Origin of the sequence: Xanthomonas sacchari, from assembly GCF_040529065.1 — a bacterium.
GTDB lineage: Bacteria > Pseudomonadota > Gammaproteobacteria > Xanthomonadales > Xanthomonadaceae > Xanthomonas_A > Xanthomonas_A sacchari.
The window spans coordinates 3,425,379-3,437,739 of record NZ_CP132343.1 but is presented as its reverse complement, the minus strand read 5'-3'; the positions used below and the strand labels follow the sequence as shown (position 1 = coordinate 3,437,739).

Sequence of the window (12,361 nt, the reverse complement as noted above, 5' to 3'; positions counted from 1 at the left end):
TGCTGCCTGGTCGTGGTGCCGCGGTGCTTGCAGCGTCGAGCGAACTCAGGCCGCCGCGGCTTGCGCCACGCGCGGGCCTTCGCGCAGGGCGCGGCCGATCAGCCCGACCAGCAGGTCGAGCTCTTCGCTGTCCATCGCGAAGTGCGGGGTGAAGCGCAGCGAATTCTCACCGCCGTGGATCACGTTGACGCCGTGCTGGCGCAGCCACTCCTCGGTGGAGCCGGCGCCGTAGCACTTGTACTGCGGGGCCAGTGCGCAGGAGAACAGCAGGCCGGTGCCCTGCACCTGGGTGATGGCGCCGCCGAGCTCGGCCTTGAGCTTCTCCAACTTCTGCACCGCCTCGGCGCCGCGCTCGCGGATGTTGGCGCGCACCTGCGGGGTCAATTGCGCCAGGGTCGCGGTCGCCACGTCCAGCGCGCGCGGGTTGCTGGTCATGGTGTTGCCGTAGGTGCCCTTACGGTACACCTGCGCCGCGTGCTCGGTCACCGCCAGCACCGACAGCGGGTACTGCGCGGCGTTGAGCGCCTTCGAATAGGTTTCCAGGTCCGGCGGGTCGAGCTGCTCGAAGCCGGGATAGTCCACCACCGACAGCACGCCATGCGCGCGCAGCCCGGCCTGGATCGAGTCGACCAGCAGCAGGCTGCCGTGGGTGCGGGTCAGTTCGCGCGCAGCGGCATAGAACGCCGGCGGCAGCGCGCGGCCGGGGTCGCCTTCGCCCATCACCGGCTCCAGGAACACCGCCTCGATGAAGCAGCCGTGCTGCTCGGCCTCGGCGAAGGCGCGGCGCAACGCCTCCACGTCGTAGGGCGCGATGGCGATCAGCGCATCGTCGCCGCGGTAGCTGGCCAGGTGCTGCAGATAGGTCTTGCGGCTGGAGTCGGAGTACATGCCGGGCCGGTCGGTGCGGCCGTGGAAGCTGCCCTTGACCACCAGACGCTTGATCTTGGCGCCGGCATGGCGCGCGCCCGGGTCGGTCTGCAGCTTGGCGTTGATGTCGACGATGCGCGCGGCCAGGCCCACCGCTTCGGAGCCGGAGTTGAGGCACATGAAGCGGGCGTACGGACAGCCGCCGCGGCGGTGGCCGATCTCCGCGCGCAGCGCGCGCTCGAAGCGCAGCTGCGACAGGTTGGGGGTCATCACGTTGGCCATCACCTGCGGCCGCGCCATCGCCTCCAGCACCGCCTCCGGGGTGTGGCCGAAGCCGAGCATGCCGTAGCCGCCGGCGTCGTACAGCACTGCGCCCTTCAAGGTCACCACCCACGGGCCGCTCGCGCTCAGCGCCACGTAGGGGGTCACCGCGTCGTCGGCGTAGAAATTGACGAACCCGGCCTGCAGGCGGCGGATCTGCTCGGCTTCGTCCAGTTCCAGCAACTCGCCGAATTCGGCAGCGATGCGCGCGTAGTCGTCGCCTGCCGCCTCGATCGCGGCGCGCAGCGCCGGATGCGAGGCCGCCAGGCGTTCGATGCTGGCGTCGTCCAGGCCACTGGTCAGGCGATCGCCGGCATGGGCACGGAGCGGGGCGAGGGGGCCGAGTACGGTCATGGGCAATCTCCTGAAGGCGGGCTGTCTGGTGACGATCCTGTCTATTATCGGGACAGGATCGTCGAATGGCAGCGTGAATCCGTGCGGGAATTGACGCGATTTCGTCGATTCGACGAAAATCGCCGGCCATGAAGATCACTGCTTCCGACGACGCCCTGCTGTCGCTGCTGCGCGAGGATGCGCGCGCCTCCACCGCCCAGATCGCCCGACGCCTCGGCCTGTCGCGCACGACGGTACAGAGCCGGATCGAGCGCCTCGAGCGCGAGGGGGTGATCTGCGGCTACACCGTGCGCACCCGCGACGACTACGAACAGGGCCACATCCGCGCGCACATCCTGATCACCGTGCTGCCGAAGAAGATGACCTCGGTGGTCAAGGCGCTGCGCGAGATCGATGCGGTGCGCGTGCTGCATTCGGTCAGCGGCTCCTTCGACCTGATCGCGCTCGGCGTGGTGCCGGGCGTCAACGACATGGACGAACTGACCGACCGCATCGGCGCGCTGGACGGGGTGGAGCGCACCACTTCGTCGATCATTCTGTCCACCAAGTTCGAGCGCTGAGGGGCCGGGATTGGGGATTCGGGATTGGGGATTCGTTGAAGCAAAAGCGGGATCGCCGCGCTCTTGCCAATCCCCAATCCCGAATCCCCAATCCCGGCGCCGCTACAATGGCCGGCCCCGTTCCTGATCGTCCCGGCGCCTTGAAAAAGTCCGATTTCCACTACGACCTGCCTGAAGACCTGATCGCGCAGGAGCCGCTGGCCGAGCGCTCGGCCAGCCGGCTGCTGCTGGTACCACCGGCGCCGGCGCTCTTCGCCGATCGGCATGTGCGCGACCTGCCCGAGTTGCTGCGTGCCGGCGACCTGCTGATCTTCAACGACACGCGGGTGATCCCGGCGCGGCTGTTCGGGCAGAAGAGCACCGGCGGGCGGGTCGAGATCCTGATCGAGCGGCTGCTCGGCGGCCAGCGCGCGCGGGCGCAACTGGGCGTGAGCAAGTCGCCCAAGGCCGGTGCACACATCGCCCTGGATGCCGGCGGCGAGGCCGAGGTGCTGGGCCGCGATGGCGAGTTCTACCAGTTGCAGTTCCATGTGGACGGCGCGCTGGAGCACTGGCTGCAGCAGGCAGGACGCTTGCCGTTGCCGCCGTACATCCGCCGCGAGCCGGGCCTGGACGACCGCGAGCGCTACCAGACCGTGTTCGCGCGCGAGGCCGGTGCGGTCGCCGCGCCGACCGCCGGGCTGCATTTCGACGCGCCGTTGCTGCAGGCGCTGCAGCAGCGCGGGGTCGAGGTCGGGCACGTGACCCTGCATGTGGGTGCCGGCACCTTCCAGCCGGTGCGGGTGGAAGCGCTGGAGCAGCACCAGATGCACCGCGAGTGGCTCAACGTCGGTGCAAGCCTGGTCGAGCAGGTGCGGCGCACGCGCGCGGCTGGCGGCCGCGTGATCGCGGTCGGGACCACGGTGGTGCGCGCGCTGGAGAGTGCGTCCAAGGACGGCGAGCTGCATCCGTTCGCCGGCGAGACGCAGATCTTCATCCTGCCCGGCTACCGCATCCGCAGCGTCGACGCGATGGTGACCAACTTCCATCTGCCCGAGAGCACGTTGCTGATGATGGTCTCGGCCTTCGCCGGCCGCGAGCGCATCTTCGCCGCCTACCGCCACGCGATCGCCCAGCGCTACCGCTTCTTCAGCTACGGCGACGCGATGCTGCTGTGGAGCAGCGAGACGCCGGCAGAACGCGTCGGATAACGCGCCGCGTCGCCGCGCCCGCACACGGGCGCGCTGCGACGCCTCGTGCCTTGGATCTGCGCATGCCAGGCATCGCGCATGCGCACAGGATTTGCGTCATCGCATCGCGACATCGGTGCCTACTCTCTATCGCCTTGCCGACGCTGCCGCAGCGATGCGACACATGCGCGGACTGTGATGCGCAGCGTGCAGCGTCTGCCTGAGTAGACGATGCCGCGCATGCGGTAGGGGAGGTGCGCATGCCTCTCGTCCTTGATGGGTGGAACCCCTGTTCCGGTGCCCCGATGAGCGGGGCATCCCCCAGTCAAAGGATGAGTTCATGAAGAAGACATCGACCGAACTGCTGCTGGCCGCGCTGCTGGCGAGCCTGGCCGTCGCCTCCGCGCACGCGCAGCCGCAAGCGGCCGGCGGCGGCAAGTTCCCGGCCAGGCGCATGCTGCAGGAAGCGACCATGCCGCGCACCGATACGCAGGGGCGACGCCTGTATGCGATCGATCTCAACCCGTTCGTGCTGCAGGAGACCACGCGCCTGTACGCCAAATCCCGTCCCTCGGACTACCGCACGCTGGATCCGGCGATCCGCGCGCACGAGAACAGCACCGGCATGGTCCACTTCGCCGACCAGATCGCGCAGTTGCCGGGGGTGAAGATCGAGCGGGTGCTGTCCACGGTCTCCAGCACCGTCTATGCCTGGATGCCGGAGCGCACCGCGGCGCAACTGCTCAAGGCCGACTGGGTGGTGTCGGTGCGCGGGGTCGAGGCGGCGCACGCCACGTTCTCGGCCGCGGGCGACATCGTCAATGGTGGCGAGATCACGTCGTGGGCATTGCCGTATACGCAGACCAATGATGGATTCACCACCTCCAATCCCGCCTATCTGCTCGATGCGGTGCTCGACAATCCGCCGCATTCCGAGCTCAACGTGGTGTATCGCCAGGACTTCCCGACGCTGTCGCCCAACCCGCTGCACAGCACCGCGACGGCCGGCCTGATCGGTGCCAGACAGAATGGGCAACTGGTGCGTGGCGTCAATCCTGGCCAGCCGATCAAGGCGTTCGGCCTTGCCGATCTGAACGAAAGCACCGTCGCCACGGCACTGGATGCAGCAGTGCGCTACGCCGAAGCGTCGGGCGAATTCGCCGTCCTGAACATGTCGTTCAATCAGAGCCCGGGCGGAACCTACAACCCGTTCAACGCCAGCAATCGCTGGGGCCGCCGCATGCGCGCGGCGAGCAATCGCTTCTTCATCACCCAGTCGGCGGGCAATGCCTACACCGTTGGGCTCTCGCCGCTGGAGCAGGATGCGTGCAAGGTGGCGTTCGGCTATGTCGATCCGCAGACCCAGCAAGGGTCTGCACGCGACATGGACGGCATCGTCGTGGTTGGCGGATTGCAGCGCGATGGCGCGCGCTTCGGCGGTGCCCAGAACAGCGATCGGTGGGGCGGCTATGCCAAGGGATCGACGGTCGGGCCCTGCATCGAGGCGTGGGCACCGGCGCACGAAATCACCAACCTCATCTACGACGGCGGTACCGAAGCGGTTTCCGGCACCTCGTTCGCCGCACCGATCGTCGCTGCGATCGCCTCGCGCTACGGCAACACCCAGACGCGGCCGATCGAGCGCGAGGCCTACATCAAGGCCGGCCTGAGCAACACCGGCTACAGCGAGGCGGGCCTGCCGCTGCGCAAGGTGCAGTATGTGGCGCCGTCCTCGCTCAACCTGATCAAGCGCCTGCCGATCATCGGTGCGACCTCGCCGACCAATTCGGACAACCTGGCCTCGCTGTACGACGGCCGCTTCTTCAGCGACACGGATTACTGGAACGCGCGCACCAACTGGGGCAGTGTCACCGTGAACCTGGGACAGATGCGCAAGGTCACCGGCGTGCGCATCACCGTGCGCACCGCAGCCAGCGAAACCGCGGGCACGCCGCAGCCGATCGACTTCGCCGTCTCCGCTGGCCGTCACGGCGCGGTGTTCGGCGGGAGCTCCAGCCCGGGACCGGTGTACTTCGACAATCCGCAGTACTACACCGAGCCCGACCAGTCGGACGTGGCGCCGGTGTACATCGCCCTGGATGGCAGTGTCTCGCAGTACCTGAAGATCGAGGCCAACAACCTGTACTCGTGGCTGGCCTACTCGGAAATCGAGGTGTACGGCGAGTGAGCCGCGCAGGCGTCGCCGCTGACGGCGGCGCCTGGCAAAGCGCCTTGGCGCTACTGGTCACGCATCGGCTTGACGCGATCGCGGTGCGATCGCAGCAAGATGGCTGCTTGCGCTGCGACCATCAGCTCCAGCCACACAATCCGGACCGCACGTTTTTCGCCGCTTGCGGCAGCCCCCTCAAGCGAGGGGGCTTTTTTCTCTGAGCATGTCAGCAATGCCGCCGTTGCCAATCCCCAATCCCGACTCCCCAATCTCGACTACTTGATTGGCTCGTCCAGCATCAGCTCGCGCACGAACCGCACCGGTGGCGCGCCGTAGGACAGCACCTGGTCGTGGTAGGCCTTGAGGTTGAACTTGGCGCCGAGCTTGTCCTGCATCGCCTTGCGCAGGTCCAGGTGCTCCTGCACGCCGACGAAGTAGGTCGGCAACTGCGCCGAGGTCAGCTGTGCGCGCACCCACTTGCCCTCGGCCTCGCTCTGCTGCTGGAAGGTGTCGTGGACCATCAGGTGCAGCGCCTGTTCCTTGCTCCAGCCGTCCACGTGCACGCCCTGGTCGAGCAGCGCGTTGGCGATGCTGCGCAGATAGAACTTTAGCTGCACCAGGTGGAACAGCGGGTCGTTGTCCAGGTAGCCCTGCTCCTGCATCATCCGCTCGGTGTACACCGCCCAGCCTTCGGCGAACACGCCCGAGCGCAGCACGCCGCGCAGCGTCGACGGGAACTTGGCCGAGTGCCAGCCTTCCACGTAATGCCCGGGCACACCCTCGTGGATGCTCAGCAGGTGGATCATGCGGCTGTTGTATTCGCGCAGGAACGAGTCGGCCTGCTGCGCGGTCCAGTCGTCGGGAATCGGCGACACCGCGTAGAAGGTCTTCAGGTTCTTGTCCAGCGGACCGGGCGAATCGCAGTACGCCACCGCCACGCCGCGCTGGAATTCGGGCATGAGGATGATGTCCACCGGCGCATCGGGCAGGGTCACCAGATCCTTCTTGCGCACGAAGTCGGTGGCATCGGCCAGCGAGGCCTTGGCGGCTTCGACCACCTTGTCGCGCGCCGGATGCTGCGCATAGGCCAGCTCCAGCGCCGCCTCGATCGCCTTCTGCTGCTGTTCGTCGCTGGGCGCATCGACCAGCGCCGGCGCGCCGGGCTTGTCTTTCAGCACGGTGCGGGCGATGCCGTACATGTCCTGGCGCACGCGCGTGAGCTCGGCTTCGGCGCGCTGTTTGATCTCGGCGCGCGACAGCGAGGAGTTGAGCGCGAACTTCAACTTCTGGTCGTACTTCTCCGCCCCAAGGCGGAAGTCGCCCTTGGCGTTGGGCACCAGGGTCTGGTCCAGCCAGGTCTGCTGTTCGGCCACGGCCTTCTTCAGGCCCTCGATCGCCGCCTGCAGGCGCTGCGCGTCGGCCTGCGGCAGTTCCTGGATGTGCGGGACGATGAAGCTGTCGACGATGCTGAGGATGCCGCGGTTCTGCTTGGCCACGGTCTTGGCGCTGATCTCCGACACGCGGGCCGGGTCGAGGTTGGCGCGCGCCTGCGCGAACAGCGCCGGGATCTTCTCCATGCGCGCAGTGGCCGACTTCAGCCGCTCCGGCAGCGGCGCGAACTCGCGCGCCATCAGTCCGTAGATCGCGCCGCCGGCCAGGCCGTTGTAGACCTGCGGGTCGGTCGCCCAGCCCTGCGCCACCTCGCTGTTCCAGATGTCCGATTGCAACTGGTTGCGCAGGATCGCCGCGTCCACCTGGTTCTCGCGCGAGAGCTTGGCCACGTCGAGCTTGTCCAGCTCGGCCAGCAACTGCTTGCTCGCGTCCAGGCTCTTCTGCCGGCCGGCGGCGCTGAGGTCGTCCAGTTCGCTGTCGTAGCGATGGTCGCCGGTCTGGGTGGCGCCGACCGGGGACAGCTGCATCCAGGTGTCGACGGCGCGCTTGGACAGCGCGGCGAAGCTGGCGTCGGCGGCTGCATCGGGCGCGGCCGCGGCCTGGCTGGGGGCTGCGTTGCTGGCGGCGGGCGCGTCGGCGGGTTTCTGGCAGCCGGCGAGGGCGGCGAGCAGGGCGGCGGCGAGCAGGTGCTTGCGCATCGGGGTTCCTGGAGTGGGTCGATCCGCCAGGGTAGCCGTGCCGTGCTGCCAGCGCCCCTGCCATTGGATTACCCTGAAGGCTTTCGCCAATCAGGAGCACTGCAATGCAGGACAAGGGACGTCGCCATCATGGCCATGTCGTGCGCGACACCGCGATCGATCCGGAGGGCGTCGCAGCAGCGGATGGCACGGTCGATGTCGTCGCGCCTGCGCGTCGGCGCTGGTGTCGCTGGGGCGCTTCCCTGGCGCTGGCGGTGTCCATCGCTGCCTGCAGCCGCGGCGGCGAGAGCGCGGCGCTGCCGGCCGCCCATCTCTATTCCGCCGATGCCGCCAGTAGCGCGGCCAGTGCCGCCGAGGCCGCCGTCGCAGCGCCCCCGCCGAGTGGCGAGGTGAACGCCGCGCCGTCCCTGGCCTATGAGCATGAGGTCGATGTGGCGCTGCCGGCAGCGCAGATTCCCGCACGGCTCAAGCAGTTGCAGGAACGCTGCCGGACATCCGGTTTCGGCGCGTGCACGGTGTTGCAGGTCGAACAGCGCGGCGGCGAGCGGCCGCGCGGCGAACTCAGCGTGCGGATCGCACCCACCGGGGTCGAGCCGTTGATCGCGGAGGCGGGCCAGGGCGGCCAGATCGAGAGCCGTACCACCCATGCCGAGGACCTGGCGCAGGCGGTGCAGGACAATGACGCGCAGCGCCAGCGCCTGCAGGCCGAGCAGCGGCGCCTGCAGGAGTTCCAGCAGCGCCGCGATCTCAGCGTGGCCGACATGATCGCGCTGTCGGAGAAGCTGGCCGCGGTGGAGACGCAACTGCTCGCCACCAGCCAGGAAGCCGCACAGCAGCGCCGGCGCCTGGATACGCAGCGGGTGACCCTGACGTTCTCGGCGCCGACCGCCGAGCGGAGCCGCAGCGACATCGGCGAGGCGCTGCACGACAGCGGCGAAATCTTCGCCGGATCAATCGCCTGGGCGATTCGTGCGGTGGTGGGTCTGGCCCCGTTCGTGCTGCTCGGCTATGCGCTGTGGCGGCTGATCGCCTGGCGCCGACGTCGACGTCGTTCGGCTTAGCGGAGGAGGCGGTTCCCATCCGACGGATCGGGCGGGGAACGGATGGAGGTGATGCGCGAGCAGCGGTGCTGCCACGCGTTGCCGACGGAACAGTGACACGTCATTCAGCAGCCGTGGACGATGAGGGGTTGCGGGTCGCGGCTGAAGCCGCTCCTACCGTTCTTCTTGTCTGACACTCAAGCTTGAGCGATAGCAGGACGACTCCTGCTGGGGCTCGCGATACATTGACTGGGTGCACTGTGGGAGGGACTTCAGTCCCGACGCTTTAAGGTCGGGTACCTGAGACACGGCTGACGCCGCTGGAAAAGGATGCTGGCCATAGGCATGCCAGGACGCAGCGCCACGCGGCGCAACGCCCCGGATGCAGGCCTCAGCCTTCGTCCTGTTCGAACTCCACGACCACGTCCAGCTCGAACGCCAGCGCTTCCACGGCCTCGCGCACCTTCTGCGCGGTGGCGGCGTTGCCGGCGTCCACTTCCACTTCGTGGGTCCCCGGTCCCTGGTCGTCGGGCAGGCCGGCGGAACTGGAATCGTCATCGTCCATGTGCGGCATCAGATCGTCGATTTCCTCGACGTGCTCGATGCCGTCCAGGCTCGACAGCAGATTGATGATGGCGCGGGCGTCGTCCTCGCTGCCGGTGATGCGGATGCGGAGCTGGGGCATGGTCCTTCCTCTTGGGGGGAAGGCGCAGGCTAGGCAGGCATCGGCTAAGGCGGAGTGATGACGCGCTCAGCGCACCGTTGCCACCACGTCCGGGCCGGCATGCTCGGCCACCGGCAGCAGCAGCGCCTCGGCGGCCGCGCGCAGCATGGTCGGGGCGATGTAGCGGCGATGCGCGGCGGCGATCAGCATCATGTACAGGTGCCCGAAGCGGTTGCGGCAGGCCACACGCGTTTCCAGGCTCAGCTCGGCGCTGCCGTCTTCGCGCAGCGTCACGCCGACGCAACTGCGGAACACCAGGTGGCGGTCGTCGGCACCGAGCAGCACTTGCACGCGTCGCGCCTGTGCTGACGATGCCTGCGCCAGCACCGGGAAGCGCCCAGCGAATAGCTGATCGCGCTGCGGCGACAGCAGCGAGGACACTGGGCAGCCCAGTGGCGAGGTGCGCAGCCGCAGCGGCGCCACCAGCACGTTGCGCAGGCGCATCAGCCAGGTCACGCCACGCGGCGGGTGTTGCAGGAAGCCGCCCAGCAACGCCGTCATCAGCGCGTGTGCGCCCAGCGGCCGCAGCGCCTGCGCCGGCATCGTCAGCCGCACGCTGTCCTGGTGATCATGCGCGGGTAGCTGCGGTTCGAGCAGCGAGCCGGGCAGCAACTGCGGTGTCACCTGCGCACGCAACAAGCGTGGCGCCAGCGCCGCGAAGCCGGCCGGATGCCGCCAGCCGCCCAGCCGCTGCCGCAGGCGTCCGCTGAGCGCGCGCAGGCCGGCGCACCAGGCCAGGCGCCGGCTGCCCGGCGAGGCCGCCAGCGATAGCCGCACTGTCGGCACGGATCGCGCCTGTGCCTGCGGCGAGACCAGCAGCGCCGCGACCGGGGCCGGCAGCAGTTCGGTGAGGGTGGCGATATCGGCGGTGCCGGCCAGCACCTGTGCGCGCACGTCGTCGGTCAGCGCGCCGCCGGCTTCGTCGCTGTGGCAGGACAGGGCGAAGAACGCCGGGTGTCCGGACCGCGCGCGCAGCGGCGCGAACTGGTGCCAGGTGCCGCCGCCGAAGCGCACGCTGAACAGGCAATCGGCGGGCAATTCGACATGGCGCAGCGCGGCGAGGAAATGCTGTGGATCTTCCGCCAGCTGTGCCGGTGAGGCGGTACTGAAACGCAGCAGCGCGCCGCCGCTGCCGGTGATCGCGGTGAACATGCGATGCCCGGCATGGCAGTGGAACGGATGGCCGCCGGCGCCGACCGCGAACGAATACAGCGCGGTGGACTCGCCGTTGCCGAAATCGGTGCTTGCCAGGCGCGCCGAGGGTTCGTCCAGGGCGTCGCGAAATTGCGGATGCGCACGCTGCCGCAGGCAGGCCTGGGCGATCAGCGGATCGCCGGCGCCGACCCCGAGCTGGGCGATCAGGATGACCTCCACCGGCAGGCCGCCGCTGTAGGAGGGCAGGCGCACCGAGGGAAATCCGGTTTGCGCGGCGGCGTGTTCGCTGAGCGGTGCGGCGGTCATCGGCGGACTCCTGTTGCCGTGGCGGAAGGATCAGGTGGTGCGCTTGGCCTGCCTGCGCGACTCGCGCTTGAGCGGGCCGGCGCTGGGGCAGATCTCGAAGGCGAACCCGCTGAGGGTGTTGACCAGGTTGTCGGGGGTGAGCCGGTAGACCACGAACTGGCCGCGGCGCTCGCTCGCCACCAGCCCGGCCGCTTCCAGCACCGACAGGTGCCGCGAGATCGCCGGCGCGCTCATCGCGAAGCGCTGCGCGATCTCGCCGGCCGTGAGTTCCTGTGCCGACAGGTAGGCCAGGATCTCGCGGCGCGGGCGCGAGGCGAGGGCTTCGAAGACGCGGTCGATGGACATCGGGGCTTAGCTAATTAACGAATTAGTTAATTAATGACGTGGTGTGTGTCGGTTGTCAATGGTGTTGGCTGGCAGCCCTTGGTCCAGTCGATTCGCGTGGTCTCCCGTAAGAGCGGCTTCAGCCGCGACGGGCTTTACCGGTAACGCCGCGTCGCGGCTGAAGCCGCTCCTACGATCCGATCGACACGGGGTGCCGCTGCATCGCATGCGCTGCGGCGCGCGGCAGCGCTAGCCCGCCGTCGGCGGCAACCCGAGCAGTTCCGCCGGCAGCGCCGGCAGCGGTGTGCGTTCGTCCAGCGCCTCGCGCTTGAGCCAGTCGATGAAGTGGCTGGCGGCCGGGCTGAGCAGGCGGTGGGTGGGATGCACGATGTAGTAGGAATAGCGCGCAGTCAGCGCCGGCCCGGGCAGGCGCACCAGTTCGTAGCGCTGCAGGTAGGGCTGGGCGATGTGCTTGCGCGCCAGCACCGCGCCCACGCCGTAGACCGCCGCGCGCATCGCATCGGTGCTGTCGTTGAAGGTGTGCATCGGCGGCAGCGCCACGCCGCGCACGCCGGCGGCACGGAACCAGTCGCGCCAGCCCTGTGGCGACATGTCGGTGAGCAGCGGCAATTGCGCGATCTGTTCGGGCCGGTGCAGCGTCGCCAGTTGCGGCAGCGCCGGCGAGGCCACCGGGAACAACGCATCGTCCATCAGGTGGTGCGAGGTCAGGCCCGGCCAGGCGCCCTGGCCGTAGCGGATGCCCAGATCCGGGCCACCCTCCTCGAAGCGCGAGAACGCCGCATCGGTCTGGATGTCCAGCCGCACGTGCGGATAGGCTTGGCAGAAGCGCGGGAGACGCGGCAGCAGCCAGCAGTACGAGAGCGAGCGCAACGTGGTGAGGCGCAGCGGCGCGGTGTCGGCCTGCGGATGCAGGTTGCCGGCCACTGCGGCGATGTCGGCCAGCGCCGCGCTGGCGGCATCGGCCAGTTGCCGGCCTTCGGCGGTCAGCTTGACCCCGCGCGCGTGGCGCTGGAACAGCGTGGCGCCGAGCAGGGCTTCCAGCCGCCGCACATGGTGGCTGACCGCACTGGCGGTGAGATGCAGTTCCTCCGCGGCATGGGCGAAGTTCTGGTGGCGCGCCGCGGCGGCGAACACGCCGAGCGCGGGCAGCAGGGACGGGCGCAGTTGCACGGTCAGACACGCGGCAGATTTGTGGCTCGCGACGATACTACGCGCTTGTCGGCCCCACGGTACGGGGCAATGCTGGCAGCCGAACACGAC

Annotated in this window: 10 protein-coding genes; 4 read left to right on the top strand and 6 right to left on the bottom strand. The window is 68.8% G+C overall.

Annotated features, from left to right (window positions below; translation table 11 throughout):
• Positions 1 to 45: 45 nt before the first annotated feature.
• Positions 46 to 1,542 carry an aminotransferase class III-fold pyridoxal phosphate-dependent enzyme gene (locus tag RAB71_RS14480; protein WP_010344073.1) on the bottom strand — a complete coding sequence of 499 codons (1,497 nt, stop codon included), beginning with the start codon at positions 1,540 to 1,542 and terminating at the stop codon, positions 46 to 48.
• 128 nt (positions 1,543 to 1,670) lie between these two features.
• Here RAB71_RS14480 and RAB71_RS14475 point away from each other — a divergent pair, with 128 nt between their 5' ends.
• The 3 genes from RAB71_RS14475 (at position 1,671) to RAB71_RS14465 (ending at position 5,459) form a co-directional block, all read left to right on the top strand.
• Positions 1,671 to 2,102 (top strand): Lrp/AsnC family transcriptional regulator, encoded by a 432-nt coding sequence (locus RAB71_RS14475; protein ID WP_010344072.1) that lies wholly within the window; start codon positions 1,671 to 1,673, stop codon positions 2,100 to 2,102.
• A gap of 140 nt (positions 2,103 to 2,242) precedes the next feature.
• Complete coding sequence (gene queA, locus RAB71_RS14470; RefSeq protein WP_010344071.1) at positions 2,243 to 3,292, top strand: tRNA preQ1(34) S-adenosylmethionine ribosyltransferase-isomerase QueA; 1,050 nt, start codon at positions 2,243 to 2,245, stop codon at positions 3,290 to 3,292.
• Positions 3,293 to 3,611: 319 nt separating this feature from the next.
• On the top strand, positions 3,612 to 5,459 hold the full coding sequence (locus RAB71_RS14465) for a S8/S53 family peptidase (RefSeq protein ID WP_010344070.1): 1,848 nt from the start codon (positions 3,612 to 3,614) through the stop codon (positions 5,457 to 5,459).
• 257 nt (positions 5,460 to 5,716) lie between these two features.
• Here the strand turns inward: RAB71_RS14465 and RAB71_RS14460 are convergent, their stop codons facing one another.
• The gene (locus tag RAB71_RS14460; RefSeq protein ID WP_010344069.1) at positions 5,717 to 7,531 is read right to left on the bottom strand and encodes a DUF885 domain-containing protein; all 1,815 of its coding nucleotides are present in this window, start codon (positions 7,529 to 7,531) and stop codon (positions 5,717 to 5,719) included.
• 104 nt (positions 7,532 to 7,635) lie between these two features.
• Here RAB71_RS14460 and RAB71_RS14455 point away from each other — a divergent pair, with 104 nt between their 5' ends.
• Positions 7,636 to 8,592: a DUF4349 domain-containing protein gene (locus RAB71_RS14455; protein WP_010344068.1), complete on the top strand. Its 957-nt coding sequence runs from the start codon at positions 7,636 to 7,638 to the stop codon at positions 8,590 to 8,592.
• Positions 8,593 to 8,962: 370 nt separating this feature from the next.
• Here the strand turns inward: RAB71_RS14455 and RAB71_RS14450 are convergent, their stop codons facing one another.
• The 4 genes from RAB71_RS14450 to RAB71_RS14435 form a co-directional block, all read right to left on the bottom strand.
• Complete coding sequence (locus RAB71_RS14450; protein ID WP_010344067.1) at positions 8,963 to 9,256, bottom strand: hypothetical protein; 294 nt, start codon at positions 9,254 to 9,256, stop codon at positions 8,963 to 8,965.
• 66 nt (positions 9,257 to 9,322) lie between these two features.
• Complete coding sequence (locus RAB71_RS14445) at positions 9,323 to 10,756, bottom strand: DUF2867 domain-containing protein (protein ID WP_041500331.1); 1,434 nt, start codon at positions 10,754 to 10,756, stop codon at positions 9,323 to 9,325.
• A gap of 30 nt (positions 10,757 to 10,786) precedes the next feature.
• The gene (locus RAB71_RS14440) at positions 10,787 to 11,101 is read right to left on the bottom strand and encodes a metalloregulator ArsR/SmtB family transcription factor (RefSeq protein WP_010344064.1); all 315 of its coding nucleotides are present in this window, start codon (positions 11,099 to 11,101) and stop codon (positions 10,787 to 10,789) included.
• 228 nt (positions 11,102 to 11,329) lie between these two features.
• The gene (locus tag RAB71_RS14435) at positions 11,330 to 12,271 is read right to left on the bottom strand and encodes a LysR substrate-binding domain-containing protein (protein ID WP_010344063.1); all 942 of its coding nucleotides are present in this window, start codon (positions 12,269 to 12,271) and stop codon (positions 11,330 to 11,332) included.
• Positions 12,272 to 12,361 lie beyond the last annotated feature (90 nt).

Coding starts and splice junctions, on each gene's coding strand:
- RAB71_RS14480 (WP_010344073.1), bottom strand. CDS start 1,542: ATGACCGTACTCGGCCCCCTCGCCCCGCTCCGTGCCCATGCCGGCGAT.
- RAB71_RS14475 (WP_010344072.1), top strand. CDS start 1,671: ATGAAGATCACTGCTTCCGACGACGCCCTGCTGTCGCTGCTGCGCGAG.
- RAB71_RS14465 (WP_010344070.1), top strand. CDS start 3,612: ATGAAGAAGACATCGACCGAACTGCTGCTGGCCGCGCTGCTGGCGAGC.
- RAB71_RS14460 (WP_010344069.1), bottom strand. CDS start 7,531: ATGCGCAAGCACCTGCTCGCCGCCGCCCTGCTCGCCGCCCTCGCCGGC.
- RAB71_RS14455 (WP_010344068.1), top strand. CDS start 7,636: ATGCAGGACAAGGGACGTCGCCATCATGGCCATGTCGTGCGCGACACC.
- RAB71_RS14450 (WP_010344067.1), bottom strand. CDS start 9,256: ATGCCCCAGCTCCGCATCCGCATCACCGGCAGCGAGGACGACGCCCGC.
- RAB71_RS14445 (WP_041500331.1), bottom strand. CDS start 10,756: ATGACCGCCGCACCGCTCAGCGAACACGCCGCCGCGCAAACCGGATTT.
- RAB71_RS14440 (WP_010344064.1), bottom strand. CDS start 11,101: ATGTCCATCGACCGCGTCTTCGAAGCCCTCGCCTCGCGCCCGCGCCGC.